The 25,130-nt window shown below is 68.6% G+C and carries 19 protein-coding genes; 6 read left to right on the forward strand and 13 right to left on the reverse strand.

From position 1 onward, the window contains the following. Positions 1-2: 2 nt before the first annotated feature. From uvrA to ACF8O7_RS16825, 3 genes are all read right to left on the reverse strand, one after another. Positions 3-5,960, reverse strand: coding sequence for an excinuclease ABC subunit UvrA (gene uvrA / locus ACF8O7_RS16815; protein WP_126312706.1), 5,958 nt, complete (start codon positions 5,958-5,960; stop codon positions 3-5). A 431-nt stretch (positions 5,961-6,391) separates the two neighbouring features. After that, positions 6,392-7,381, reverse strand: coding sequence for a porin (locus ACF8O7_RS16820; protein ID WP_016450048.1), 990 nt, complete (start codon positions 7,379-7,381; stop codon positions 6,392-6,394). Between the two features lie 413 nt (positions 7,382-7,794). After that, complete coding sequence (locus ACF8O7_RS16825; RefSeq protein ID WP_016450047.1) at positions 7,795-9,477, reverse strand: MFS transporter; 1,683 nt, start codon at positions 9,475-9,477, stop codon at positions 7,795-7,797. A gap of 303 nt (positions 9,478-9,780) precedes the next feature. Between ACF8O7_RS16825 and ACF8O7_RS16830 the strand changes: the two genes are divergently transcribed. The 4 genes from ACF8O7_RS16830 to ACF8O7_RS16845 all read left to right on the forward strand — a co-directional run bounded on the left by ACF8O7_RS16830 (position 9,781) and on the right by ACF8O7_RS16845 (position 13,509). Further along, entirely contained in the window at positions 9,781-10,089 is a 309-nt protein-coding gene (locus tag ACF8O7_RS16830) for a DUF485 domain-containing protein (protein ID WP_012207753.1), read from the forward strand. Next, positions 10,086-11,819: a cation acetate symporter gene (locus ACF8O7_RS16835; protein WP_016450046.1), complete on the forward strand. Its 1,734-nt coding sequence runs from the start codon at positions 10,086-10,088 to the stop codon at positions 11,817-11,819. Before ACF8O7_RS16830 ends, ACF8O7_RS16835 begins: the two co-directional genes overlap by 4 nt. Before the next feature lie 209 nt (positions 11,820-12,028). Further along, positions 12,029-12,664, forward strand: a complete 636-nt coding sequence (locus ACF8O7_RS16840) for a YbhB/YbcL family Raf kinase inhibitor-like protein (RefSeq protein ID WP_017407742.1) — start codon at positions 12,029-12,031, stop codon at positions 12,662-12,664. Further along, positions 12,661-13,509, forward strand: coding sequence for an AraC family transcriptional regulator (locus ACF8O7_RS16845; RefSeq protein WP_046983910.1), 849 nt, complete (start codon positions 12,661-12,663; stop codon positions 13,507-13,509). Before ACF8O7_RS16840 ends, ACF8O7_RS16845 begins: the two co-directional genes overlap by 4 nt. On the opposite strand, the gene ACF8O7_RS16850 is transcribed toward ACF8O7_RS16845, so the two are convergent. The 7 genes from ACF8O7_RS16850 to ACF8O7_RS16880 form a co-directional block, all read right to left on the reverse strand. Then, positions 13,485-14,174, reverse strand: a complete 690-nt coding sequence (locus tag ACF8O7_RS16850) for a 3'-5' exonuclease (RefSeq protein WP_046983911.1) — start codon at positions 14,172-14,174, stop codon at positions 13,485-13,487. The genes ACF8O7_RS16845 and ACF8O7_RS16850 overlap by 25 nt on opposite strands. Then, positions 14,171-16,024 carry a putative nucleotidyltransferase substrate binding domain-containing protein gene (locus ACF8O7_RS16855; protein ID WP_016450042.1) on the reverse strand — a complete coding sequence of 618 codons (1,854 nt, stop codon included), beginning with the start codon at positions 16,022-16,024 and terminating at the stop codon, positions 14,171-14,173. Before ACF8O7_RS16855 ends, ACF8O7_RS16850 begins: the two co-directional genes overlap by 4 nt. Further along, positions 16,025-16,660, reverse strand: coding sequence for a DsbA family protein (locus ACF8O7_RS16860; protein ID WP_017404205.1), 636 nt, complete (start codon positions 16,658-16,660; stop codon positions 16,025-16,027). Positions 16,661-16,693: 33 nt separating this feature from the next. Further along, a complete protein-coding gene (locus ACF8O7_RS16865) occupies positions 16,694-16,939 on the reverse strand; it encodes a DUF1289 domain-containing protein (RefSeq protein WP_016450040.1) in 246 nt (81 codons plus the stop codon). Beyond that, complete coding sequence (locus tag ACF8O7_RS16870) at positions 16,936-17,439, reverse strand: YbaK/EbsC family protein (RefSeq protein ID WP_016452780.1); 504 nt, start codon at positions 17,437-17,439, stop codon at positions 16,936-16,938. The genes ACF8O7_RS16865 and ACF8O7_RS16870 overlap by 4 nt, the downstream gene beginning before the upstream one ends. A gap of 2 nt (positions 17,440-17,441) precedes the next feature. Next, positions 17,442-18,383 (reverse strand): hydroxymethylglutaryl-CoA lyase, encoded by a 942-nt coding sequence (locus tag ACF8O7_RS16875; RefSeq protein ID WP_017404202.1) that lies wholly within the window; start codon positions 18,381-18,383, stop codon positions 17,442-17,444. 109 nt (positions 18,384-18,492) lie between these two features. After that, the gene (locus ACF8O7_RS16880) at positions 18,493-19,401 is read right to left on the reverse strand and encodes a LysR family transcriptional regulator (protein WP_012207762.1); all 909 of its coding nucleotides are present in this window, start codon (positions 19,399-19,401) and stop codon (positions 18,493-18,495) included. A 91-nt stretch (positions 19,402-19,492) separates the two neighbouring features. Here ACF8O7_RS16880 and ACF8O7_RS16885 point away from each other — a divergent pair, with 91 nt between their 5' ends. Then, a complete protein-coding gene (locus ACF8O7_RS16885; protein WP_126312708.1) occupies positions 19,493-20,455 on the forward strand; it encodes a 3-hydroxyacyl-CoA dehydrogenase family protein in 963 nt (320 codons plus the stop codon). Continuing rightward, positions 20,367-21,302, forward strand: coding sequence for a tripartite tricarboxylate transporter substrate-binding protein (locus ACF8O7_RS16890; protein ID WP_126312709.1), 936 nt, complete (start codon positions 20,367-20,369; stop codon positions 21,300-21,302). Before ACF8O7_RS16885 ends, ACF8O7_RS16890 begins: the two co-directional genes overlap by 89 nt. A gap of 9 nt (positions 21,303-21,311) precedes the next feature. Here the strand turns inward: ACF8O7_RS16890 and ACF8O7_RS16895 are convergent, their stop codons facing one another. From ACF8O7_RS16895 to ACF8O7_RS16905, 3 genes are all read right to left on the reverse strand, one after another. Then, positions 21,312-22,232 carry a glyoxylate/hydroxypyruvate reductase A gene (locus ACF8O7_RS16895; protein WP_126312710.1) on the reverse strand — a complete coding sequence of 307 codons (921 nt, stop codon included), beginning with the start codon at positions 22,230-22,232 and terminating at the stop codon, positions 21,312-21,314. Between the two features lie 70 nt (positions 22,233-22,302). Further along, positions 22,303-24,321 (reverse strand): acetyl/propionyl/methylcrotonyl-CoA carboxylase subunit alpha, encoded by a 2,019-nt coding sequence (locus ACF8O7_RS16900; RefSeq protein WP_034363217.1) that lies wholly within the window; start codon positions 24,319-24,321, stop codon positions 22,303-22,305. A 51-nt stretch (positions 24,322-24,372) separates the two neighbouring features. Beyond that, entirely contained in the window at positions 24,373-25,122 is a 750-nt protein-coding gene (locus ACF8O7_RS16905; protein WP_043790440.1) for a DUF4126 domain-containing protein, read from the reverse strand. Between the last annotated feature and the right edge of the window lie 8 nt (positions 25,123-25,130).

Here is a 25,130-nt window from a genome sequence, read left to right on the forward strand (position 1 = left end):
GCTCAACGGGCCAGCACGGGCTTGAGCGCCTTGCCCGTGTGCGTGCCCGCAGCCACCAGATCCTCGGGCGTGCCGGCCGCGATGATGCGGCCGCCGTCCTTTCCGCCTTCGGGGCCGAGGTCGATGATCCAGTCGGCCTCGGCGATCACGTCCAGGTCATGCTCGATGACGACCACGCTGTGGCCCGCATCGACCAGGCGGTGCAGCACGCGGATGAGCTTGTCCACGTCGGCCATGTGCAGGCCCACCGTGGGTTCGTCCAGCACATAGAGCGTGTGCGGCGCCTTGTTGCCGCGCCGGGTCACGTCGTCGCGCACCTTGGTCAGCTCGGTGACGAGCTTGATGCGCTGGGCCTCGCCGCCCGACAGCGTGGGCGAGGGCTGGCCCAGCGTGAGATAGCCCAGGCCCACGTCCTTGAGCAGCTGCAGCGGGTGGGCGATGCTGGGCATGCTGGCGAAGAACTCGACGGCCTCGTCCACCTCCATCTGCAGCACGTCGCCAATGCTCTTGCCGCGCCAGGAGACGGCCAGGGTCTCGGGGTTGAAGCGCGCGCCGTGGCAGACCTCGCACGGCACCTTCACGTCGGGCAGGAAGCTCATCTCGATGGTGCGCATGCCCTGGCCCTCGCAGGCCGGGCAGCGGCCTTCGCCGGTGTTGAACGAGAAGCGGCCGGCCGCGTAGCCGCGCGCCTTGGCCTCCAGCGTTTCGGCGTAGAGCTTGCGGATGGTGTCCCAGAAGCCGATGTAGGTGGCCGGGCAGCTGCGCGGGGTCTTGCCGATGGGGGTCTGGTCCACTTCCAGCACGCGGTCAATGCCCTCGAAGCCCTGCAGGCCCTTGCAGCCCGACAGCGCAGGCGCCTTGCCCGCGTCCATGGCATCGCGCCCGGCCTTGGTGGCGCGCTGGCCCACCCAGGCGGCCACATTGGCCAGCATCACGTCGCGCGCCAGCGTGGACTTGCCCGAGCCGCTGACGCCTGTGACGGCCACCAGGCGCTTGAGCGGCACGCGCGCATCCACGTTCTGCAGGTTGTGCAAATGGGCGCCGCGCACGGTCAGCCAGCCCAGCGCGTCGGAGGCGGGTTCGGCGTCGACAACGACAGGCGCGGCCTTCTTTTTGGATTTGGATACCTTGACAGGCGCGGGTTCCGGCACCGGTTCGGCCACGGCGGCAAGCTCGGCGGCCGCCTGCGGCGGCTGGCCCTCGCCCACCCAGCGGCGCGGCTGGAACGGGTGGCGCATGGCGTGCAGCAGATAGCGGCCCGTGATGGAGTCCTCGGCCGCCATGATGTCGGCCGCCGTGCCCTGGGCCACGAGGCGGCCGCCACGTATGCCGGCGCTGGGGCCGATGTCGATGATGTGGTCGGCCCGGCGGATGGTGTCCTCGTCATGCTCGACCACGACCAGGGTGTTGCCCTTGTCGCCCAGCTTGTGCAGGGCGTTGAGCAGGATCTGGTTGTCGCGCGCATGCAGGCCGATGGTGGGCTCGTCCAGCACATAGCAGACGCCCTGCAGGTTGCTGCCCAGTTGCGCGGCCAGGCGGATGCGCTGGGCCTCGCCGCCCGACAGCGTGGGCGCGCCACGGTCCAGCGTCAGGTAGCCCAGGCCCACTTCCTCCAGGAATTCGAGGCGGCTCTGGATCTCGGGGATGAGGTCGCGGGCAATGTCGGCCTCGCGGCCCGACATCGCCAGCGCCTGCACCCATTTGCGCACGTCGTTGACCGACAGCTGGGCGATCTCGGCAATGCCCACGCCATGGAAGCGCACGGCGCGCGCCGTGGCGTTCAGGCGCGTGCCCTGGCAGGTGGGGCAGGTCACTTCGGCCAGGTCCTCGATTTCCTGGCCTTCGAACTTGACTTCGCGGCCCCGGTTGTCCTCGACCAGCAGGGTGTCGTCATAGACCTTGCGCTGGTCCTTGGTGAGCTTGACGCCCGTGCCCACGCAGTCGGGGCACCAGCCGTGCTTGCTGTTGTAGGAGAACAGGCGCGGGTCCAGCTCGGCATAGCTGGTGGCACAGACCGGGCAGGCGCGCTGGGTGGAGAACACCTGCAGGCTGCCGATGCCGGCCGTGCTCCGGCCGCCGGCCATGGCATCGGCCAGGTTGTCCAGGCCGGACAGCACATGCAGCACGCCCTTGCCTGTTTCCAGCGCCTGCGCCAGGTGGCCGCGCAGCTCGCGCTCGCTGGCCGCCGTGACGATGATGCTGGCCACGGGCAGCTCGATGGTGTGTTCCTTGAAGCGGTCGATGCGCGGGAATCCCGTGGTGGGCAGGAATTCGCCGTCCACGCGCAGATGGGTGTAGCCGCGTGGCCGAGCCCAGTCGGCCAGCTCGGTGTAGACCCCCTTGCGGTTGACCACCAGCGGCGCCAGCAGGCCGATGGTCTGGCCCCGGAACTGCGTGAGCAGCTGGGCCGCGATGCTTTCCTCCGTCTGCGGCTGCACCGCGGCGCCGTCGTGGATGCAGTGCTGCGTGCCCAGCTTGACGTACAGCAGGCGCAGGAAGTGCCAGACCTCGGTGGTCGTGCCCACGGTGGACTTGCGCCCGCCACGCGACAGGCGCTGCTCGATGGCCACGGTGGGCGGAATGCCGTAGACGGCATCCACCTCGGGCCGGCCCGCAGGCTGGACGATGGAGCGCGCATAGGCGTTGAGCGATTCCAGGTAGCGTCGCTGGCCTTCGTTGAACAGGATGTCGAAGGCCAGCGTGGACTTGCCCGAGCCCGAGACGCCCGTCACCACGTTGAACTTGCCGCGCGGGATCTCCACCGACAGCTGCTTGAGGTTGTGCTCCTTGGCGTTGACGATCTCGATGGCATTCCTGGCGGCCGCCCCCGACATGGCATGCGCCTTGCGCTGGCTCTTGTAGAGCATGGGGGCGACCTCGCGCACGGCCTCGCCGCCCACGCCCATGGCCAGGTCGTACTCGCGCAGGGCCTGGGCCGTGTGCGAGCCAGGCACCTGGCGCACCTCCTCGGGCGTGCCCTGGGCCACGATGGCGCCGCCGCCGTCGCCGCCTTCGGGACCGAGGTCGATCAGCCAGTCGCTGGCACGGATCACGTCCAGGTTGTGCTCGATGACGATCAGCGAATGGCCGGCCTCCAGCAGCTTGCGCAGCGCGCGCATGAGCTTGGCGATGTCGTCGAAGTGCAGGCCCGTGGTGGGCTCGTCGAACAGGAACAATGTGCCCTTCTTGGCCAGCGCCTGCTTCGACTTTGCCTGGGACTTGGCCGCCTCGGCCAGAAAGCCCGCGAGCTTGAGGCGCTGGGCCTCGCCGCCCGACAGCGTGGGTACGGGCTGGCCCAGCTTCACGTATTCAAGGCCCACATCGACGATGGGCTGCAGGGCGCGGATGACCTCGCGGTCCTGGGCGAACAGCAGGGCCGCCTCGGCCACGGTGAGCTCCAGCACATCGGCCACGTTGAGCTTGCGCGGCTGCAACTCGCCGGCCGCGTGGCGCTCGATCGTGACTTCCAGGATCTCGGGGCGGTAGCGCGTGCCGTTGCAGTCGGGGCAGCGCAGGTAGACATCGGAGAGGAACTGCATCTCCACATGCTCGAAGCCCGAGCCGCCGCAGGTGGGGCAACGGCCGTCGCCGCTGTTGAAGCTGAACTTGGCGGCCGTGTAGCCGCGCTGGCGCGACAGCGGCGCAATGGCGAACAGCTCGCGGATGGAGTCCCAGGCGCCCACGTAGCTGGCCGGGTTGGAGCGCGCCGTCTTGCCGATGGGCGACTGGTCCACGAACATCACGTCGCTCAGGTGGTCGGCGCCCAGCAGGCGCTCGAAGGCGCCGGCCGCATCCGTGGGCTTGCCGAAGTGGCGCATCAGCGCGGGCACCAGCACGTCCTGGATCAGCGTGGACTTGCCCGAGCCGCTGACGCCGGTGATGGTGACCAGGCGCTGCAGCGGAAAGTCCACGTCGATGCTGCGCAGGTTGTGCTCGCGCGCGCCTTCGAGGATGAGGCGCGGCGTGGACTCGGTCACCATGCGCTTGAGGCCGAAGCCCACCTGCTTGCGGCCGCCCAGGTAGGCGCCGGTCAGCGTGTCGGCATGGCGCAGGTCGTCGGGCGTGCCGTCGAAGACGATCTGGCCGCCGCGCGCGCCGGGGCCGGGGCCCATGTCGATCATGCGGTCGGCCGCGAACATCACGGCCGGGTCATGCTCGACCACGACCAGGGTGTTGCCTGCATCGCGCAGGCGCTGCATGGCCTCGGTGATGCGTTCCATGTCGCGCGGGTGCAGGCCGATGCTGGGCTCGTCGAGCACGAACAGGGTGTTGACCAGCGAGGTGCCCAGGGCCGTGGTCAGGTTGATGCGCTGCACCTCGCCGCCCGACAGCGTACGGCTCTGGCGGTCCAGCGTGAGGTAGCCGATGCCCACGTCGCACAGGTACTGCACGCGCGCCATGATTTCGGCGTGCAGCATCTTGAGGGCCTGGGCCTCGCCGTCATGCAGCGGGGCATCGGCAGCCGGCGCCAGCTGCTGGAAGAAATCACGCAGCCGCACCAGGGGCAGCTGCATCAGGTCGTGCAGGCACAGGCCCGGCAGCGCGTCCAGCTGCTCGCGGCTCCAGGCCACGCCCTTCGGCATGAAGCGGCGGTAGCGGCCTTCGTCGCCGGGCGGCAGCACGGCATCGGCGGCCTGCTTGCCGCCCAGGCGCCACAGCAGGCTTTCGGTCTTCAGGCGCGCGCCGCCGCAGGTGGGGCATTCGGTATAGCTGCGGTACTTGGACAGCAGCACCCGGATGTGCATCTTGTAGGCCTTGCTCTCCAGGTATTCGAAGAAGCGCTTGATGCCGTACCAGGTCTGGGTCCACTTGCCATTCCAGTTGGGCGAGCCGTCCAGCACCCAGCTTTTCTGCGCGTCGGTGAGCTTGGCCCAGGCCGTGTCGCGCGGAATGCCTTCGGCCTCGGCGTGGCGCATCAGGTCGTCCTGGATCTCCTTCCAGGCCGGCGTCTGCACGGGCTTGATGGCACCCGTGCGCAGGGTGAGCTTGTCGTTGGGGATGACCAGCCCCCAGTCCACGCCGATCACGCGGCCAAAGCCCCGGCAGGCCTCGCAGGCGCCCACGGCGGAGTTGAAGGAGAACAGCGAGGGAATCGGCTCCTGGTAGCTCAGGCCGCTTTCGGGGCAGTGCAGGCCCAGCGAGAACTTCCACAGCTGGGGCTCGGTGGGCTGGGCACCTGCGGCTTCCACGGCGGATTCAGGCAGCACATAGACCGTCATGTGGCCGCTGCCGCGCTTGAGTGCCACCTCGATGGCCTCGTAGGCGCGGGCACGCTCGACGTTGCCCAGGCGGAAGCGGTCGGCCACCACGTCCAGCATCTTGACCTTGAGCGGCGCCGCCGCCTTGGCCTTCTTGCCCTTGGCGTCTGCGGCAGGCTCCACGGCGCCGGCCTTCTCGGCCTCGCGCTCGGCCTGGACCTTGGTGAAGCCGCTGGCCGACAGCCATTGCTCCACCTCGGCGGCCGTGGTGTTGGCGGGCAGCTCGACGGGGAAGGTGATGGCGATGCGCGGATCACCGGCCTGCCGGCAACGCTCGGCCAGCTCCTCCAGCACGCTGTCGGGCGTGTCGTGGCGCACGGGCACGGCGGTGTCGCGGTCGAACAGCTGGGCTGCGCGCGCGAACAGCAGCTTCAGGTGGTCGTTGAGCTCGGTCATCGTGCCCACGGTGGAGCGCGAGTTGCGGACGGGATTGGTCTGGTCGATGGCGATGGCCGGCGGCACACCTTCCACACGGTCCACGGCCGGCTTGTCCATGCGGTCCAGGAACTGCCGCGCATAGGCCGAGAAGGTCTCGACATAGCGGCGCTGGCCTTCGGCATACAGGGTATCGAACACCAGACTGGACTTGCCCGAGCCGCTGGGCCCCGTGACCACGGTCAGCTCGCCGGTACGGATGTCGAGATCCAGGTTCTGGAGATTGTGCTGGCGTGCGCCGCGAATTCGAATCAGACCGTGCGTCATGGATGTTGTGTGGTCAGTGGGAGCCAAACATTCTAGGCAGTCCATGCGTCAGGCATCGGACGCTTCTCAATACCTGTATTTTCATACAGGTTAAACACAAAACGCCTCCTCAACAAATCCGCGCGACCATAAAAAAACCCCGGAACCAGTCCGGGGCTCGTGCCTCTTTCAAGGCCTTACTTGGCCATCTGCACGGAGGCAGGCATGGCCTGCCCGTCCGGCACGCCCTTCACCTGGGTGATGGCCAGCAGCGACACGACAACAAAGGCCAGGCAACCGGCCGCGATGATCCTCATGGGTATTTCCTTGATCAGGCTGTGAAAAGACGGGCCCAGACAAAAAGGCCCCGCACCTTTCGGTACGAGGCCTGATGGCAGGCAGGTGCTGATTGGAACAGACCTGCTTTGCTCGCGGCTTACGCCGCGCGGCGATCAGAATGCGTGGCGCACGCCGACGGCGAAGGACGAGAAGTCCGCGCCCTTCACGCCGGTCATGTAGTTGGCGCCGGCCTTGTTGTCCACCTTGGTGTAGTAGCCGTAGACCTTGGTGCGCTTGCTCAGGTTGTAGTTGTAGCCCAGGGTCCACTGGTTGGCGCCGGAGTCGGCAATGTTGCTCCACTTGTTGGCGTGGCCCAGGTTCACGTGGAACTCGGAAGCGCCCAGGGTGTACATGCCCGACAGACGGAAGTTGTTGCGCGTGCCGCGGATTTCTTCGTCGTTGCGCTGGTAGTAGCCGCCCAGCACGAACTGGCCGAGAGTGTAGGCAGCGCGGAAGGCCAGCTGCTTGTCTTCGTCGAACTGGCTGTAGCCGGCGCCCAGGGCCAGGGGGCCCACGTTGTAGTTGGCGGCCAGGTCGTAGCCGTTCTTCTTCTTGGCCAGGGCGGTGGCCTTCTCGTGCATGGAGACCGAGCCTTCCACCGTCAGGCCGCCGAAGTTGGGCGTGGTGTAGGAGATCTTGTTGGCGGTGCCCAGGCCGCTGGCGAACCAGACGGGATCGAAGTACAGCGCGTCGGAGGACGAACCCGTGTCATGGTTGTGCATGCTCACGTAGTCGGCCGTGGCGAAGTACGAGCCGGGGAAGAAGTTGCCCAGGCGCAGCATACCGAAGTTGCCCGACAGGTTCACTTCGCTCTGGCGGCCGAAGGTCAGCGCGCCGGTGGAGGAGGAGCCCATGCCGGTGTCGGAAGCGAAGCCGCTTTCCAGCACGAAGCCGGCCTTCAGGCCGCCGCCCAGATCTTCGACACCGCGCATGCCCCAACGCGAGGAGTTGTTCTCCATCTTGCTGACGCTTTCGTCACCGATCTTCTGGCGCTCGATCGTGGTGTTGATACGGCCATAGATCGTGACGCTGCTTTGCGCCATCACGGTGGTGGAACCCAGCACGGCCAGCACGGCCAGGGCAACGCGGTTCATCTTGATCATCTCGGCATCTCCTTGGGATTGTTGAGTGGGTATTCTTGAAATCTCAGGGCCGACTCCGGCTCTAGATCAGTGCCATTTGCGGCTGCTGCGAATTCTAGGTGCGGGCATGTCAAAAAATGTACGGCCGCCTCTGAAAATGCGCGATCTGATGCTTTGCTGCCACAGGCATGACATGGAAAACCAGTAGAAGCGCCATACGAAAAAAGCCCATGGCAAACCGCCATGGGCTTTCGTCAATGCAGCGCCACAAAACACAGTCGGATACTGCGCACACCGCATGCAACCGGCGCGGCCCCAACTCAGAGACGCCGAGCAAGAGCCGCCTCGCGGCGATGGCGTCGTCCCCCTCCCGCGAAGCGAGAGAAGGCGCCGTGCATACGGGGGAAGGCGCGTCAGCGCCTCAGGGGGAGCCCTCAATCATTCGCGTAGATATCCACATCCTTGGTCTCGCGCAGGAACAGCGTGCCGATGATGGCCGTGGCGCCCGCGATGACGATGGGATACCAGAGGCCGCTGTACATGTTGCCGGTCTGGGCCACGATGGCGAACGACATGGTGGGCAGGAGGCCGCCGAACCAGCCATTGCCGATGTGGTACGGCAGGCTCATGGAGGTATAGCGGATGCGGGTGGGGAACAGCTCCACCAGCATGGCGGCGATGGGGCCGTAGACCATGGTCACGAGGATGACCAGGTAGGTCAGGATGGCGACCATCATCACCTTGTTCATCTTCGCAGGGTCGGCCTTGGTGGGATAGCCGTCCTCGGCCAGCACCTTGGCCACGGTCTTCTTGAACTCGGCGTCCTTGGCCTTGGCTTCCTCGGGGCTCAGGCCCTTGACGGAGAACGAGGGGATCTCGGTGCTGCCGATGCGGATGAAGGCCGTCTTGCCGGGCGCTGCGTCCTCGGAGTCATAGCTGACCGAGCCGGCGGCCAGCAGCTGCTTGGCCACGTCGCAGGAACTGGTGAACTTGGAAGTGCCCGTGGGATTGAACTGGAACGAGCATTCCTTGGGATCGGCAACGATCACCACCTTGCTCTTGGCCTGGGCCGCGGCCAGGTCGGGGTTGGCCGCCTCGGTCAGCGCCTTGAACACGGGAAAGTAGGTCACCACGGCCAGCACGCAGCCCAGCATGATGATGGGCTTGCGGCCTATCTTGTCGGACAGCGAGCCGAAGATCACGAAGAACGGCGTGCCGATGATCAGCGCCGCCGCGATCAGCAGGTTGGCCGTCACCGCATCGACCTTGAGCTGCTGGGTCAGGAAGAACAGCGCATAGAACTGGCCCGTGTACCAGACGACAGCCTGGCCGGCGGTCAGGCCGATCAGCGCCAGGATCACGATCTTGAGGTTGCGCCACTGGCCGAAGGACTCGGACAGCGGAGCCTTGGAGACCTTGCCCTCGGCCTTCATCTTCTGGAAGGCTGGCGACTCGGACAGCGTCATGCGGATCCACACCGAGATGCCCAGCAGCACGATGGACAGCAGGAAGGGAATGCGCCAGCCCCAGTCCGCGAAGGCCTGCTCGCCGATGGAGGTGCGCACGCCCAGGATCACCAGCAGCGACAGGAACAGGCCCAGCGTTGCCGTGGTCTGTATCCACGAGGTGTAGGCGCCGCGCTTGCCGTGCGGCGCGTGCTCGGCCACATAGGTGGCCGCACCGCCGTACTCGCCGCCCAGGGCCAGGCCCTGCAGCATGCGCAGGCCGATGAGGATCACCGGCGCCGCCACGCCGATGCTGGCGTAGGTGGGCAGGATGCCGACGATGAAGGTCGACAGGCCCATGATCAGGATGGTCACGAGGAAGGTGTACTTGCGGCCGATCATGTCGCCCAGCCGCCCGAACACCAGTGCACCGAAGGGCCGCACGATGAAGCCGGCCGCGAAGGCCAGCAGCGCGAAGATGAAGGCCGATCCCGCATCGAGCCCGCTGAAGAATTGCTTGGCGATGATGGCCGCCAGCGATCCGTAGAGATAGAAGTCGTACCACTCGAAAACCGTGCCTAGCGACGAGGCAAAGATCACCTTGCGTTCTTCCGGAGTCATGGGCCGCGGGGTCGCCTTGACCCCCGCGCCTTGCGATGCGTTGATAGCCATGTCTGTCTCCTTGATTTATTGAATATTTAGCGGGCTTGCCATAGGCCCGCCGATTCACTATCCGCCTGCCTGCTGACGCGAATCTGACTCACCTCTTACAGAAATTGACGGCGAACTGAACGATTTCTTACTAACTCAGCAGCAACCCTGATGCCCTCTTTTTCCATGTGAAAAGCACCGTAAAAACCCTGGCAAACCATGCTGCACTGCGTAAGCACTCGGTCAGAAGCGCTTTCCAGAATGCGCCGCAAGGCTGCAGATCCATGGGGCTGCCGCCGCGATTCCAACTTCAGGAGACAAACCATGACCGATCCGGTGGTAGACAAGATACAGCGCCATCCCAAATACCAGGAGCTGCGATCCAGACGCAATCGCCTGGGCCTTTTTCTGACGCTGCTGATGCTGGTCGTTTATTACGGCTATATCGCGCTGATTGCCTTCGACAAATCCTTTCTGGCCCAGCCCATTGGCGCGGGCGTGACCTCGCTGGGCATTCCTATCGCCATGGGCGTGATCGTGTTCTCGGTGATCGTCACCGGCCTCTACGTGCGCCGTGCCAATGGCGAGTACGACAAGCTCACCCAGGACATCCTGAAGGACGCCACGAAATGAAGAATTCCGCACAACGCATGCTGCTGGCGCCCGCCGTGGCGCTGGCCCTGACGGGGCCCGTGCTGGCCGCCGGCGGCGATGTCGGCGTGGCCGCCAAGCAGGCCACCAACTGGACCGCCATCATTCTCTTCACGGCCTTCGTCGTGGCCACGCTGTGGATCACCAAGTGGGCCGCGGGCCGCACCAAGTCGGCCGCCGACTTCTATACGGCCGGCGGCGGCATCACGGGCTTTCAGAACGGCCTGGCGATTGCGGGCGACTACATGTCGGCCGCCTCCTTCCTGGGCATCTCGGCCTCGGTCATGGCCAGCGGCTATGACGGCCTCATCTACTCCATCGGCTTCCTGGTGGGCTGGCCCATCCTGACCTTCCTGCTGGCCGAGCGCCTGCGCAACCTGGGCAAGTTCACCTTCGCCGACGTGGCCGGCTACCGCTTCTCCCAGACACCGTTCCGCGCCTTCGCGGCCAGCGGCACGCTGGTGGTGGTGGCCTTCTACCTGATCGCGCAGATGGTGGGCGCGGGCCAGCTGATCAAGCTGCTGTTCGGCCTGGACTACTGGATCGCCGTGGTGCTGGTGGGCGGCCTGATGATGATCTACGTGCTGTTCGGCGGCATGACGGCCACGACCTGGGTGCAGATCATCAAGGCCTGCATGCTGCTGGCCGGCGTGACCTTCATGGGCTTCATGGTGCTGGCCAAGTACGGCTTCAGCCCCGAGGCGCTGTTCGCCGAAGGCGTGCGCGTGCGCTCCGAGATCGCTGCCAACAACGGCGCCGACCCCTCGGCCGCCGCCAAGGCGGGCCTGGCCATCATGGGCCCGGGCGGCTTCATCAAGGACCCGATCTCGGCCATCAGCTTCGGCATGGCGCTGATGTTCGGCACGCTGGGCCTGCCCCACATCCTGATGCGCTTCTTCACCGTGCCCGACGCCAAGGAAGCGCGCAAGAGCGTGTTCTGGGCCACGACCTGGATCGGCTACTTCTACGTGCTGATCTTCATCATCGGCTTCGGCGCCATCACCCTGGTGCTGACCAACCCCGAGATGGCCGACACGGTCAAGGGCGTGATCCACGGCGGCGCGGGCACGGCCAACATGGCGGCCGTGCTGGTGGCCAAGAGCGTGGGCGGCGACGTGTTCTACGGCTTCATCTCGGCCGTGGCCTTCGCCACCATCCTGGCCGTGGTCGCGGGCCTGACGCTGTCGGGCGCCTCGGCCGTGTCGCATGACCTGTACGCCACCGTGATCAAGAAGGGCAAGGCCGACAGCGCCGCCGAGCTGCGCGTCTCGCGCATCACCACGCTGACGCTGGGCGCCATCGCCGTGCTGCTGGGCATCGTGTTCGAGAAGCAGAACATCGCCTTCATGGTGTCGCTGGCCTTCGCGGTCGCGGCCTCGGCCAACTTCCCCCCGCTGCTGCTGTCGGTGCTGTGGAAGGACTGCACGACCAAGGGCGCCGTGATCGGCGGCTTCATGGGCCTGGCGTCCTCGGTGGGCCTGACCATCGTCTCGCCCCCGGTCTGGGAAGCCACGCTGGGCAACCCTGCAGGCTCGGCCTGGTTCCCCTATGCATCGCCCGCGCTGTTCTCCATGACCATCGGCTTCGTGGGCGTGTGGCTGTTCTCGGTGCTCGACAAGAGTGCCCAGGCCGCCAGGGAACGCGCCGTGTTCCCCGCGCAGCAGGTGCGTTCGGAAACGGGTCTGGGAGCTTCGGGCGCCTCCGGCCACTGAGCTGCCGAAGCGGCAACCACGCACAAGCCGGGCCATGCGCCCGGCTTTTTTCATCCCTCGCCACACCAGAGACACTCAGTTTGATCGGCTGGAGAAGCCTTTTGAGCGGATGGGCGATGTCCTGCGTTTTCCCCGCCCCTAGACTCGGGGGTCTGCCGAGCGCTTCGTGCAGCATGACTTCTCTCTTCAACGCACAGGATCCATCCGACATGCAACTCACCAGCCAAAGCTTCCAGGACGGCCAGGCCATCCCCGGCGAATTCGCGTTCGCCGTGCCCGATGCGGCATCCCACGTGGCGCTGTCGTCCAACCGCAATCCGCACCTTGCCTGGAGCGGCGCACCGGCGGGCACGCAGTCCTTCGTCGTGGTCTGCCACGATCCCGACGTGCCCAGCCGCGGCGACGATGTGAACCAGGAAGGCCGCGAAGTGCCGGCCAGCCTGCCGCGCGTGGACTTCTTCCACTGGCTGCTGCTGGACATTCCGGCCGCCACCACCGAGATCGCGGCAGGTGCCCAGTCCGACGGCGTCACGCCGCGCGGCAAGAGCGGCCCGGCCGCCCCCGGCGGCCTGCGCCACGGCGTCAACGACTACACGGGCTGGTTCGCGGGCGACGAGCAGATGAAGGGCGACTACTACGGCTACGACGGCCCCTGCCCCCCGTGGAATGACAGCATCGTCCACCACTACGTCTTCACCGTCTATGCGCTGGCCACGCCCACGCTGGCGGTCTCCGGCGAACTGACCGGCGCCAATGTGCGCGCGGCGCTGCAAGCCGGCCAGGTGCTGGGCAAGGCCAGCATCACCGGCCTGTACAGCCTGAACCCTGCGGTCTGCGCCGCTTGAACCTGAACGGCGACCCGGTGCCCGGCAGCCACTGGCTGCTGCCTTCTGCCGCCCCCGTGGTGCGGGCCGGCCTGTGCAGCCTGGCGCAGCCCAGCCTGCGCCAGGCCCGGCATACGCCGCGCTTCCTGTTCCATGAAGCCTGCCTGCTGCTGGTGGCGGCAGGCAGGCTGGACCTGCACGACGGCAGCCACCAGACCACGGTGGACACGCCCTCTTGCCTGCTGCTGGTGCAGGCGCATACCAGCGCCGATCTGATGAAGACACCGGGCAGCGGCGGACAGCCCTTTCGCTCCGTGCTGCTGGCACTGTCGCCCGAGCTGCTGGAGGCGTTCCACCGCACACGCGCCCAGCCCGCAGCGCTGCCGCTGGACGAGCAGGCCTTTCGGCAACTGCCGCTGGACGACGACCTGCAAGACGCTCTGCGGCAGGTGCTGGCCAGCGTGCCGTCGCCGACTATCAGCGACGAACGGCTGCGCTACCGGCTGATGGACCTGCTCGCCGCGCTCGCGGAGCGCGGCCACCTCCTGCGCCGAGCGGGCCCGCCCGGCACGGCCTCGCGCCTGCGTACCCTCATTGCCCAGGCGCCCCAGCAGCACTGGACAGCGCACAGCGCCGGCAACGCGCTGGCCATGAGCGAGGCCACGCTGCGCCGGCGCCTGGCCGGCGAGGGCGTCCGCTTCGAGGAACTGCTGGTGGACACGCGCATGCACCACGCCATGCTGCTGGTGCAGACCACCGGCTGGAGCCTGCAACACATCGCCCAGGCCTGTGGCTACCAGTCGCGTGCGCGCTTTTCGGAGCGCTTCCGTGCGCGCTTCGGCTATTCGCCGTCCGCCTTGCGCTGATGCAGCGCGGCCGGCGTCCCGCCGGCCAGCATGCGCAGCTTGATGAAGGCCAGCGCTGCCATCACGGCGTCGTTGAGCGCGTCGTGGGCCTCGCGCCGGGGCAGGCCCAGGTCGGCCATCAGCGTGGCAAAGCGCAGGTCGATCTCGGGCGCCTGCTGCTGCCAGGGCAGCAGCTGCCGGAAGCGGTGGTCGTAGTACAGGGCCGAGACCTCGATGCGCTCGTTGGGCAGGCCCGTGCCCAGCCAGGGGCGCAGCACGCGCTCGATCATGGCCACGTCGAATTCCAGGTAGTAGCCGACCAGCGGCCGGCTGCCGATGAAGCGCAGCAGCTGCGCGAGCGCGTCCTCGATGGCCAGGCCCCGGGCCAGGTCGCGCTCGCGCAGGCGGTGGATGCGCACGCTGTCGCCGGGCACGCTGCGCGAAGGGCGCACCAGCAGCTCCAGGCGCTCGCTGGACAGGATGCGCTCTCCCACGATGCGCACGGCGCCGATGGAGACGATCTCGTCGCAGCGCACGTCCAGGCCCGTGGTCTCGCAGTCCAGCGCCACCCATTCGCCGGGCGGCGGCGCGTCGAAGAGAAAGGCATAGGCGGGGTCCGCCAGCCTGCGCCGCTGCCAGTTGCGCCGCAGGCCCGCCACCCATTTCGACAGGGGTGCCGCGCTCATACCGCGTCCAGCCGCAGGCGCTGGCGCAGCAGTTCCCGAAAGCGCCGCACCACGGCCAGCGTGTCCTTGAGCAGGTCGCGCTCCAGGCTGCTCAGGCGCGCCGGGTCCACATGGCCGGTGACGGGCCGGCCCAGGTCGATCTCGGCCAGGCCCGCCTGCAGGCGCAGGCCCATGAGAAAGTGCAGTCCTTCAAGCAGTTCGCGGCCCTGGACTTCATCGAGCACGCCTTCGGCCACCAGGGCCGCCAGGCGCTCGGCCGTTCCCGTGGCGGCGATGTGGTGGGCCAGCGCCAGGCTGCGCACGCCGTGGACGATGGGAAAGATGCCGGCCTTCTTGAGGTGCACGGGCGCCCCCTCGTCACCACGGCCCAGCAGCCGCTCCCACCAGCTGCCCGGCTCGTGCGCGAAGGCGTCGACGGCCGAGGCAAAGCGCGCCACCTGGGCGTCGCTGTCCAGGGCCAGCGCCATCAGGTCCCGCCGAACCTGCGCCAGCAAGGCTGCATCGCCTGCCACGGCGTGGGCGTCCAGAAAGATGGCCAGGTGCATCAGCCCTTGCGGGCTGGGCAGGATCAGCCATTCGCGCACACGACGGCCAAAGTCGGCCACCGTGCCGCGCCACAGCGGATTGCTGAGCATGATGCCGCCCGGGCATTCGGGGTAGCCGAAGCGCTGCAGCTGCGCGGAAAAGCGCGCGCAGATGGCATCGAGGTCCTGGGGCGGCGCATAGCCGTCGCGCAGCAGCAGGCCGTTGTCCTGGTCGGTCTTGAGCAATTGCTCGCCGCGCCCCTCGCTGCCCATGACGAAGAGGCAGCTGTGGGCCACCAGGTCCGGCGGCGCCAGCATCTGCCAGGCACGCTCGAACAAACGGGCATTGAGCTGCTGCACCAGGCGCGCCATGAGGGCAATGCGCGTGCCGCCCCGGTGCAGGGCGGCCACCAGGCGCGTGATCTGGGCGGCCGCCTGCTCCAGCGCCTGCAGGTCGGCAGCCTGCTCGATCTGCACGGTGATCAGGTGGGAGTGGTTGGCCAGGAAGCTGAACAGGTCCAGCGCCTCCAGGATGCCAAGCACCTGGCCCTGTGCATCGAGCACGGCCAGCCTGTGCACGCGCGCACGCAGCAGCACGACCAGGGCATCGCCCAGCTGGTCGTCGGCGCGCACGGTGAACACGGGCTGGCTCGCGAATTCGCCCACGGCCAGCCGCTCCAGCGGGCGGCCGTCGAGGATGGCGCGCTGCAGCGTGGTGCCCGTGAAGATGCCCAGGCCGCCCTGCGGCAGTCCCGAGACCAGCACGCTGGTCGTGCGCTCTGCATGGAACAGGCGCACCACAGAGACGATGTCGGTGGCCGCATCCACCACATGGGCGGCGCGCAGATAGGCCTGGTCCACGCGCGCCAGCGTCAGCGACTGCAATTCGTGCCGGTCGGCGCGCTGGGCCAATGTGCCCAGCTTGTGGCCCAGGTCGGAGAACAGCAGGGCGCCAAAGGCCGTGTTGCGCGCGATCAGCTCGCCCACGGTTTCGCGCGCAAGCTGGTAGGCGATGAGCTCCTCGGCCACGGTGAAGCGGCTGCCTGTGCGGCCGGCCACCAGGGCGCGGCCGTCGAAGCTGTCGTCGGGGCCGTAGCTGGCCAGGACCTCGTCGCCCTCGGTCTGCACCACATGGCCCTTGATGATGACGAAGAGGTGGGTGGGCGCCGAGCCGGCGTCCAGCACCACGGCGCCCTCGGGGAAGTAGGCGATGTCCACGCCATCGCGCACCAGCGCCTGTTCGTCGGGCGTGAGGCAGTCGAAGGGCGAGGCGGCGAAGTTGAAGGCGTTGGGCATGGGGCGGGGCCGTTGTTCCAGCCCCGCCATTCAAACCTTCAGGCCTTGCTCCACGCTTGCAGCCGCATCCCAGCCGCTGTCGAACCAGCTGTCGCCTTCCAGGTAGGCGCGCAGCATGGGCAGGCTGTCCAGGCCCCAGAAGAGGCGGCCGTCGACTTCCCAGGCCGGCACGCCGAACAGGCCTTGCGCGGCCGCGGCGTCGGTGTTCTCGCGCAGCAGGCGCTTGGCGTTGTCCGCCGCATCCGTGCGCAGCTGTGGCGCCAGCGTGGCGCGCAGGGCGTCGAGCCGCGCCGGGTCCAGCGCGTCGGCGCCGCCCAGCCAGACATGGCGCAGCACCGTGCCCGCGACAAAGCGGTTGACCGTGCCGTCGTCGCTGCATTCCAGCGCCAGGCGCAGCAGCGGCAGCGGGTTGAACGGATGGCGGGCCGGCATGTCCAGCCCCACGCCCATGGCATGGCCCAGCCAGCTCACATGGCGGTAGGTCCACTCGCGCTTGCCCGCGATGCCGGCCGGCCCCGGGTTGGCATGGCGCTGCAGCAGCGCGCCCAGCAGCACGGGGCGGTACTGCATGTGGTGGCTGATGCCCTGCAGGGCCTGAGGCAGTTGCTCGAAGGCCAGCCAGGCATAGGGCGAGACGAAGTCGAGATGGAAGGTGATCTGCTTCATGGCGGCAGGCTCCTGCAGTGCAGTCCAGGGGGTCTAGGGGACGGCGACCGTGATGCCCGCACGCTCGAGCAGCGCGTTCCAGATGACCAGGCGCTGCGACGCATCGGACTTGGACCAGGCACGGATCTCGTCGATGGTGCGAAAGCACCCTTCGCAATGGCTGCGGTCCGGCGTCATGCGGCAGACCGAGATGCAGGGCGATGGCACGGGCTCGTCGTCAGCGCGCGCAGCGAAGGCTGCGCCGGCCTTGTGGGCCAGCATTTCCTTGGGGCCCATCATGCCGCCACCTCCTGCACCACGTCGGCCCAGGGCGCACCGGCCAGGGCCTGCAGCGCGGCCGGCGTGGCCGCGAACACCGCATGCGGATGGCCGGCGGCCGCCCAGACGGTGTCGAAGCGCTGCAGTTCCCGGTCCACCAGGGTCACGGGCGTGTTGGCATGGGCCACGGGGCTGACGCCGCCGATGGAAAAACCCGTCTGCGCCTTGACGAAATCGGCATCGGCACGGCCCACGGGGCCGACCAGGGCAGCGACCTTCTTCTCGTCCACGCGGCGGTCGCCCGAGGCCACGACCAGCACGGCCACGCCGTCGCTGCGGCGGCGGAAGATGATGCTCTTGGCCACCTGGCCCACGAGGATGCCCAGCTGGTCGGCCGCTTCCTGGGCCGTGCGCGCCGCGCCGTCCAGCATGCGCGGCCCCTCGCCATGGCCGGCCTGCTGCAGGAAGGCCGCCACGCGCTGCACGCCTTCGGGAAGATGGTGGAGTTCAGATCCGCACATGCTCACACCGCCTCGCATGCAGACGCGCTGGCGCGCTTGGTGAGCAGTGCCTTGGCCACGCGCGACTGCGTGGGGCGGCCCAGGTGGTCGCTGATGAACTGGCCGGCGTCAATCAGCTTGTCCAGGTCGATACCGGTCTCTATGCCCATGCCCTGCAGCATGTAGACCACGTCCTCGGTGGCCACATTGCCTGTGGCGCCCTTGGCGTAGGGGCAGCCGCCCAGGCCCGCCACCGAGGTGTCGAACTGCCACACGCCCAGCGACAGCGCGGCCAGCGTGTTGGACACGGCCTGGCCGTAGGTGTCGTGGAAGTGGCCCGAGACATCGTCGATGGCGAAGTGCTGCAGCGTGGCCTCGATGGCCTTGCGCACCTTGACGGGCGTGCCCACGCCGATGGTGTCGGCCACGCCCACATGCTGCACGCCGATGCCCTTCATGAGGCCGGCCAGGTAGGCCACGCGCTCGGGGGCGATCTCGCCTTCGTAGGGGCAGCCCACGGTGCAGCTCATGGCGCCGCGCACGTAGATGCCCTGGGCGCGTGCGGCCTCGGCCACGGGGGCGAAGCGGTCGATGCTTTCGGCAATGGAGCAGTTGATGTTCTTCTGGCTGAAGGCCTCGCTGGCTGCGCCGAAGACCACGATCTCGTCGGGCCACAGTTCGCGCGGCGCCGACAGCGCGGCCTCCAGGCCCTTCATGTTGGGCGTGAGCACGCTGTAGCGCACGCCGGGGCGGCGGACGATGCCGGCCATGACTTCGGCGTTGTCGGCCATCTGCGGCACCCATTTGGGGCTGACGTAGCTGGTGACCTCGATTTCCTTGAGGCCGGCTTCCTGCAGGCGGTGCACCAGCTCGATCTTGACGGCGGCGGGCACGGGCTGTTTTTCATTCTGCAGGCCGTCGCGGGGGCCTACATCGACGAGTTTGACGCGGGAAGGAATGCTCATGGGGTGTTCTCACCGGGATGACGGGTACGGCCCCTATTGTCCAGGCTTGCAGGCCCGGGCACCACCCCATATCCTGCCGGGCCATGCACAACGGCTGCCAGCGCCCCGTTCAGCCCGGCAGGGCCGCCATTTCCTCGCGCAGCATCTCCACCATGCGCGCGGCAGCCGGCGACAGGCGGCGGCCGCTCAGGCGCACCAGGCCGATGGGGCGGCGCAGCACCGGCCGTGCCAGCGGGCGCGCCACCACCTCCGGCCGCTGCACCACCTGCGCGGCCAGCAGCGGCAGCGCGCTCACGCCCAGATCGGCAGCCACCATGGCCGCGATGGTGGCCAGGTGCTCCACGGCGTACTGGGGCGCAAAGCGTATGCCGTGGGTCAGCAGGGCCTCGTCGGCGTACTGCCGCACGCTGGTGCCGGCCGGCATGGAGATGTGGGGCAGATGGGCCACGTCGGCCCAGCCCAGATCACCGCGCCCGCGCGCCAGCGCATGGCCGCGGCCCAGCAGCAGCACGAAGCGGTCGGAGGCCAGCGGCAGGTAGTCCAGGTCGGCATAGGCGGGGTTGGCCGCCGTGAGCGCAAAGTCCACGCGGCCCGCGCGCACCATGTCGAAGGCCGGCCCGGCCAGGCTGTCGAACAGCTCCAGGTGCACGCCCGGATGCTCGGCCGCAAAGCGCGCCAGCACGCGGGGCAGCAGGCCCGCGGCCAGCGAAGGCAGGGCCGCCAGCGCCAGCCGGCCCACCTGCACCTGGGCCACCTCCTGCACGCGGCGCACGGTCTCGTCCATCTGGTGGCGCAGGATGCGCGCCTGCTCGGCGAAGACCTCGCCGGCCTGGGTCAGTTCCACGGCGCGCGTGGTGCGCTCGAACAGGCGCGCGCCCAGCATCTCTTCCAGCCGCGCCAGCGTGCCCGAGACGGCCGACTGCGACAGGTGCATCTGCAGCGCCGTGCGCCGAAAGCTCAGCGAATCGGCCAGCGCCAGAAAGACATCGACCTCGCGGGCCGACCAATTGATCTTCATGGCCGATCAGTTTATCGAAAAATGCGTCTTTACCGTTCAATGACGGCTGCCTAGACTGCGCCTCAAATCCATGAAATCAGCAGGAGACAGCATGCACAGCAGTTCGCCGCGCCACGCGCGCACGGTGGTCGTCGGGGGAGGCACCATGGGTGCCGATGTGGCCGTGGTCCTGGCCCGGGGCGGCGCCCTGGTGACCGTGGTCGACCCCGGCGCGGCACGGCGCGAGCTGCTGCTGCAGCACATTGCCATCGAGCTGGCCACGGCCGGCTTCGCCCGGTGCGCGTCCCAGGTCTCGGTCTGCGCGGCGCTGGAGGATGTGGCCTGGGACGGCGTCGCCCTGGTGGTGGAATGCATCACCGAGCAGCTGGACGCCAAGCAGGCGCTGTTCGCCGAGCTGCAGGCACATGCGCCGGCCGACGCCGTGCTGGCCAGCAACAGCTCGGGCTTTCCCATCAGCGCCATCGCCAGCGGCCTGCCCACGGCGCAGCGCATGCTGGGCCTGCACTTCTTCATGCCCGCCCATTTGGTGCCACTGGTGGAAGTGGTGCTGGGAGAGCGCAGCGACCCAGCCCTGGGCCAGTGGCTGCACGCCTTCATGCGCGGCTGCGGCAGCGTGCCGGTGCTGGTGAAGAAGGACAAGCCCGGCTTTCTGGCCAACCGCATGCAGCATGCGCTGTCGCGCGAGGCCTTCGCCCTCATCGACGAGGGCATTGCCTCGCCCGAGGACGTGGATGCCGCCGTGCGCTTCGGCTTCGGCTTCCGCTTCCTGGCGGCCGGCCCCGTGCTGCAGCGCGACCATGCGGGCATCGAGGTGCATTGCGCAGCGGCCGTCACCATGTACCCCACGCTGTCCAACACCGATGTGCCGGCCCAGGCCCTGCGCGATCGCGTGGCGCGCGGCGATCTGGGCATGAAGACCGGCAAGGGCTTCTTCGACTGGCCCGAAGACCGCCGCCTGGCCGAGCGTGCCCGCTACGACACGCTGCTGCGCCAGGGCCTGGCCCTGCTGGCCAGCGAGCTGCCGGTGCCGGAGCAGGCACAGGACACGCCATGAGCACGCCGGCCCCACGTCAACCGCGTCGCCCACGTCACCCACGTCACCCACCTCGCAGTGGAGCGACCCGCTGATCATCACCGTGGCCCCCAACGGCGCCTACAAGCAGCCGGCCGACCACCAAGCCCTGCCGGTCACACCGCAGGCGCTGGCCGCCAGCGGCCCCATGGCCGTGAATTCCTCGCTGTACAAGAGCATGCCCTTCAACCCGCTCAAGGACCTGGAGCCCGTGGTGCAGCTGTCGGCCTTCCCGCTGGTGCTGGAGGTCCATCCCTCGCTGGGCGTCAAGACCGTGGCCGAGCTGCTGGCCCTGGCCAAAACGGGCAAGACACTGAGCTTTGCCTCGGCCGGCAACGGCACGCCCCAGCACCTGGCGGGCGAGCTGTTCAACTCCATGGAGCAAGTCAAGCTGGGCCATGTGCCCTACCGGGGTGCGGGACCGGCACTCAACGACCTGATCGGCGGCCAGGTGGGCGTGATGTTCGACATCGTGGGCAGCTCGCTGCAGCACATCCAGGGCGGGCGCCTGATCCCGCTGGCCGTCACCTCGGCAGAGCGCAGCAAGGTGCTGCCCGACGTGCCCACCATGGCCCAGGCCGGCGTGCCCGGCTACCAGATCACGGGCTGGCATGGCATTGCCGTGCGCGCGGGCACGCCGCCCGCCGCCATCGACAAACTCAATGCCACGGTCAACGCCGTCTTCAAGGACCCGGCCTTCCGCACGCGCTGGGAGGCCATCGGCACGCCGGCCGTGGGCGGCACGGCGGCCGAATTCGGTGCCTTGATCAGGAGCGATTCCCAGCGCCTGGGCGCGCTGGTGCGCAGCACCGGCGTGACGCTGGACTGAGCGCGCCCGTCAGTAGCCGCGCTGCAGGTCCACGCGGCCGCTCACGGCCTCGCCCCGGCTCAGCGCCGCGACCTTGCCCCCGATCTGCTCCACGCTGTCGCGCGCCAGGGTGCGCGCCGAAGTGTGGGGCGTGAGCGTGATGCGCGGATGCCGCCAGAAGGCATGGCCGTCGGGCAGCGGCTCGGTGCGGAACACATCGAGCAACGCGCCGGACACATGGCCCCCGTCGATGGCGGCGACGAGGTCCTCGTCCGCCACATGGCCGCCGCGTCCCACGTTGATGACATAGGCGCCCGGCTGCAGCAGGGCCAGGCTGCGCGCGTCGATGATGCTGTCGGTCTCGGGGGTCAGCGGCAGCAGGTTGACGAGGATGCGGGTGGCGCGCAGAAAGGCGTCGAAGTCCTGCGGGCCGCAGAAGCCACGCACGCCGTCGATGGCATGCGGCGTACGGCTCCAGCCGTTGACGGGGAAATCGAACACCGCCAGCGCGCGCGCCACGCGCTCGCCCATGCGGCCCAGTCCCATGACGCCCACGGGGTAGTCGGCACGCCGGGGATTGGGCCGGTGCTGCCACAGGCCGGCGGCCATGTCGGCCTCGTAGCCGTCCAGGCCCCGGAAGAAGCGGATCACGGCCTGGCTGACGTATTCGGCCATCTGCACGGCCATGCCGGCGTCCTCCAGGCGGTAGACGGGAAGGTCAGGCGGCAGGCGCAGCGGCAGCAGCGCATCGACGCCGGCACCGATGTTGAACAAGGCCTTGAGGCCCGGCTGCTCGTCGATGAAGCGCTGGGGTGGCGCCCAGACCAGGGCGTAGTCGGCCTGCGGCGCGCCCGGCGACCAGATGTCCACCTCGGCGCCCGGCAGGGCCGCGCGCAGTCCTTGCAGCCAGGCGTCGGGCCTGGTGTCTTCGCAGCAGAAAGTCACTCGCATAGGTGGCCAAGCCTAACGGCCTGGCGACGCCCACGCGCGACTTTTGCGCAAAACTGTCTTGCCTGCGGGCTCAGCTTTCCAGGCGCAGCAGCTCGGAGCCTTCGGTCACCTGGTCGCCGGGCGCATACAGCAGTTCGGCCACCACGCCGTCGCCGGGCGCGGCGATGGTGTGCTCCATCTTCATGGCCTCCATCACGGCCAGCGGCTGGCCCTTGCTGACCTTGTCGCCGGCCTTGACGGCAAAGGAGACCACCTTGCCCGGCATGGGCGCCGTCAGGCGGCCGCCTTCCGAATGCACATCGCCCGCATGGGCCAGCGGATCGGCCAGGCCCAGCACGGCCGCGCCCTGGGGAGCGAACACATGGCATTGCTCGCCCAGCACATGGACCTGGGCGCGCAGGCGCTGGCCCGCGAATTGCACGTCGAAGGCGCCGTCCCCGGCCTGTTGCCAGGACAGCAGGCCCTCGGCGAGGGACTCGCCCTCGCCCACGGCCAGTTGCAGCGCGCCGTCATGCAGGTAGCGCAGGCGCGCGGGCACGGCGGCCTCGCCCTGGCGGAAGTCCCAGCGCCGCTCGGCCACGCCGTGCGAGCGCCAGCCGTCGCGGCGGCTGAAGGGGTCGGCGGTTTCCTGCGCGCGCTCGGCCTGCAGTACCTGGGCCACGGCGGCGGCCACGGCCTGGGCCTGCGGCAGGCGCTGCTGGTGGAACAGATGCTGCTTCTCGCGCTCGATCAGCGCCGTGTCCAGCTTGGCGGTTGCAAAGGCATCGCTGGCGATGACCTGGCGCAGGAACTGCACATTGGTGGCCAGGCCCACGATGCGTGTCTCGGCCAGGGCGGCATCGAGCCGCGCCAGCGCCTGTTCGCGCGTGTCGCCATGCACGATGAGCTTGGCGATCATGGAGTCGTAGAAGGGGCTGATGGCATCGCCCTCGCGCACGCCGTCGTCCACGCGCACGTCGCCGACACGGAAGCTGGCGCAGTCGGGCTTGCGATAGACATGCAGGGTGCCGGTGGCGGGCAGGAAGCCGTTGTCGGGGTTTTCTGCGCAGATGCGCGCCTCGATGGCATGGCCGGTGATGCGCAGCTCGTCCTGGCGCTTGGGCAGGGGCAGGCCGCTGGCCACGCGCAGCTGCCAGTCCACCAGGTCCTCGCCCGTGATGGCCTCGGTCACCGGGTGCTCGACCTGCAGGCGGGTGTTCATTTCCATGAAGTAGAACTTCATGGCCTCGGGCTGGTCGTAGCCGCCGGGCTGCTCGACGATGAATTCCACCGTGCCCGCGCCCACGTAGTTCACGGCCTGGGCGGCGGCCACGGCGGCCTCGCCCATCTTCTGGCGCAGCGCAGGCGTCATGCCGGGCGCGGGGGACTCCTCCAGCACCTTCTGGTGGCGGCGCTGCACCGAGCAGTCGCGCTCGAACAGGTAGACGCAGTTGCCCTGGGTGTCGCCAAAGACCTGGATCTCGATGTGGCGCGGGCGCAGCACGTATTTCTCGACCAGCACGGCATCGTCGCCGAAGCTGTTGATGGCCTCGCGCTGGCAGCTGGCCAGGGCGGCGGCAAAGTCCTCGCTGCGCTCGACCAGGCGCATGCCCTTGCCACCGCCGCCGGCGCTGGCCTTGATCAGCACCGGGTAGCCGATGCGGTCGGCCTCGCGCTGCAGCAGCTGCGGGTCCTGGTCGGCCCCGTGGTAGCCGGGCACCAGGGGCACGCCGGCCTTTTCCATGAGCTGCTTGGAGGCCGCCTTCAGGCCCATGGCGCGGATGGCCGAGGGCGGCGGGCCGATGAAGACCAGGCCGGCATCGGCGCAGGCCTGGGCGAATTCCTCGTTCTCGCTGAGAAAACCGTAGCCGGGGTGGATGGCCTGGGCGCCCGTGGCCTTGGCGGCCTCCAGGATGCGTTCCCAGCGCAGATAGCTGTCCTTGGGGGCGCTGCCGCCGATGTGCACGGCCTCGTCGCAGGCCTGCACATGCTTGGCGCGGGCATCGGCGTCCGAGTACACGGCCACGGTGCGCACGCCCATGCGGCGGGCGGAAGCCGCGACGCGGCAGGCGATTTCACCGCGGTTGGCGATCAGGATCTTCTTGAACATGCGTTATCTCCAGTATTTTCTCTGCAGCCCCGGTCATTCGGCGACCGGCGGCTATGGTTTTTGATTCATCGCGGGAGACCCGCCGAACAGCGCGCGCAGGCGCTGCACCACGGCCTTGAGAAAGCGCCACAGCGCCCAGGTCAGCAGCCACAGCGCGATGACCACGACCAGCAGCACGGCGGCGAAGGCCAGCGGGTGCGTGAGCGCCAGCCAGATCGCGCCCACCGAGGCGCCGTCCTCCACCAGGCTGGCGCCCACGTTGGAAAACGGCTCGGGCGAGGTGTTGATGGCCGCGCGCGTCGTGCTTTTGGCCACCTGGCTGGACAGGGCCAGCGAGCCGCCCATCAGGGCCGCCATGGTGGCCATGGTCGCGCTGTCGGCGCCGAAGACGCCGGCCGCCAGCGCCGCGCCCGCCGGGATGCGGATCACGCTTTGCAGCAGGTCCCAGACCGAGTCCACCCCGGGGATCTTGTCGGCGAAGAACTCCACGAACAGCAGCGCTCCGCTGGCGAACAGCAGGGCCGGATGCTCCAGCACATGCAGCCCGCCCGGCAGCGCCACCCAGCCCAGCGCCCCCAGCAGCCCGGTCACGAACACCACGGCGTAGAGCCGGAAACCGCTGGCCCAGCCCAGTGCGGCGGCCAGCGCCAGCAGGCCGGCCATGTCCATGCCGCTGGTGGCCTGGCCCACGCGCTCGGCCACTTCGCCAGCCGCCTCGCTGACCGTGTGGTGCACGGCCGGGCCCGGGTACAGGCCCACGGACTGCAGCCACTGGACGAGGGAGTCGGTCAGGGTGCTCATGGTGTTGG

The organism is Delftia sp. WSY_16 (assembly GCF_043104415.1).
Classification (GTDB): domain Bacteria; phylum Pseudomonadota; class Gammaproteobacteria; order Burkholderiales; family Burkholderiaceae_C; genus Comamonas; species Comamonas tsuruhatensis.

Excerpts from the sequence above, each read along its gene's own strand:
- ACF8O7_RS16900 (WP_034363217.1), bottom strand. The coding sequence starts at position 24,321 with ATGTTCAAGAAGATCCTGATCGCCAACCGCGGTGAAATCGCCTGCCGC.
- ACF8O7_RS16905 (WP_043790440.1), bottom strand. The coding sequence starts at position 25,122 with ATGAGCACCCTGACCGACTCCCTCGTCCAGTGGCTGCAGTCCGTGGGC.
- ACF8O7_RS16880 (WP_012207762.1), bottom strand. The coding sequence starts at position 19,401 with ATGAAGATCAATTGGTCGGCCCGCGAGGTCGATGTCTTTCTGGCGCTG.
- ACF8O7_RS16825 (WP_016450047.1), bottom strand. The coding sequence starts at position 9,477 with ATGGCTATCAACGCATCGCAAGGCGCGGGGGTCAAGGCGACCCCGCGG.
- ACF8O7_RS16835 (WP_016450046.1), top strand. The coding sequence starts at position 10,086 with ATGAAGAATTCCGCACAACGCATGCTGCTGGCGCCCGCCGTGGCGCTG.
- ACF8O7_RS16875 (WP_017404202.1), bottom strand. The coding sequence starts at position 18,383 with ATGAGCATTCCTTCCCGCGTCAAACTCGTCGATGTAGGCCCCCGCGAC.
- ACF8O7_RS16840 (WP_017407742.1), top strand. The coding sequence starts at position 12,029 with ATGCAACTCACCAGCCAAAGCTTCCAGGACGGCCAGGCCATCCCCGGC.
- ACF8O7_RS16850 (WP_046983911.1), bottom strand. The coding sequence starts at position 14,174 with ATGAGCGCGGCACCCCTGTCGAAATGGGTGGCGGGCCTGCGGCGCAAC.
- ACF8O7_RS16820 (WP_016450048.1), bottom strand. The coding sequence starts at position 7,381 with ATGATCAAGATGAACCGCGTTGCCCTGGCCGTGCTGGCCGTGCTGGGT.
- ACF8O7_RS16865 (WP_016450040.1), bottom strand. The coding sequence starts at position 16,939 with ATGATGGGCCCCAAGGAAATGCTGGCCCACAAGGCCGGCGCAGCCTTC.
- ACF8O7_RS16895 (WP_126312710.1), bottom strand. The coding sequence starts at position 22,232 with ATGCGAGTGACTTTCTGCTGCGAAGACACCAGGCCCGACGCCTGGCTG.
- uvrA (WP_126312706.1), bottom strand. The coding sequence starts at position 5,960 with ATGACGCACGGTCTGATTCGAATTCGCGGCGCACGCCAGCACAATCTC.
- ACF8O7_RS16870 (WP_016452780.1), bottom strand. The coding sequence starts at position 17,439 with ATGTGCGGATCTGAACTCCACCATCTTCCCGAAGGCGTGCAGCGCGTG.
- ACF8O7_RS16860 (WP_017404205.1), bottom strand. The coding sequence starts at position 16,660 with ATGAAGCAGATCACCTTCCATCTCGACTTCGTCTCGCCCTATGCCTGG.
- ACF8O7_RS16885 (WP_126312708.1), top strand. The coding sequence starts at position 19,493 with ATGCACAGCAGTTCGCCGCGCCACGCGCGCACGGTGGTCGTCGGGGGA.
- ACF8O7_RS16855 (WP_016450042.1), bottom strand. The coding sequence starts at position 16,024 with ATGGCGGGGCTGGAACAACGGCCCCGCCCCATGCCCAACGCCTTCAAC.
- ACF8O7_RS16830 (WP_012207753.1), top strand. The coding sequence starts at position 9,781 with ATGACCGATCCGGTGGTAGACAAGATACAGCGCCATCCCAAATACCAG.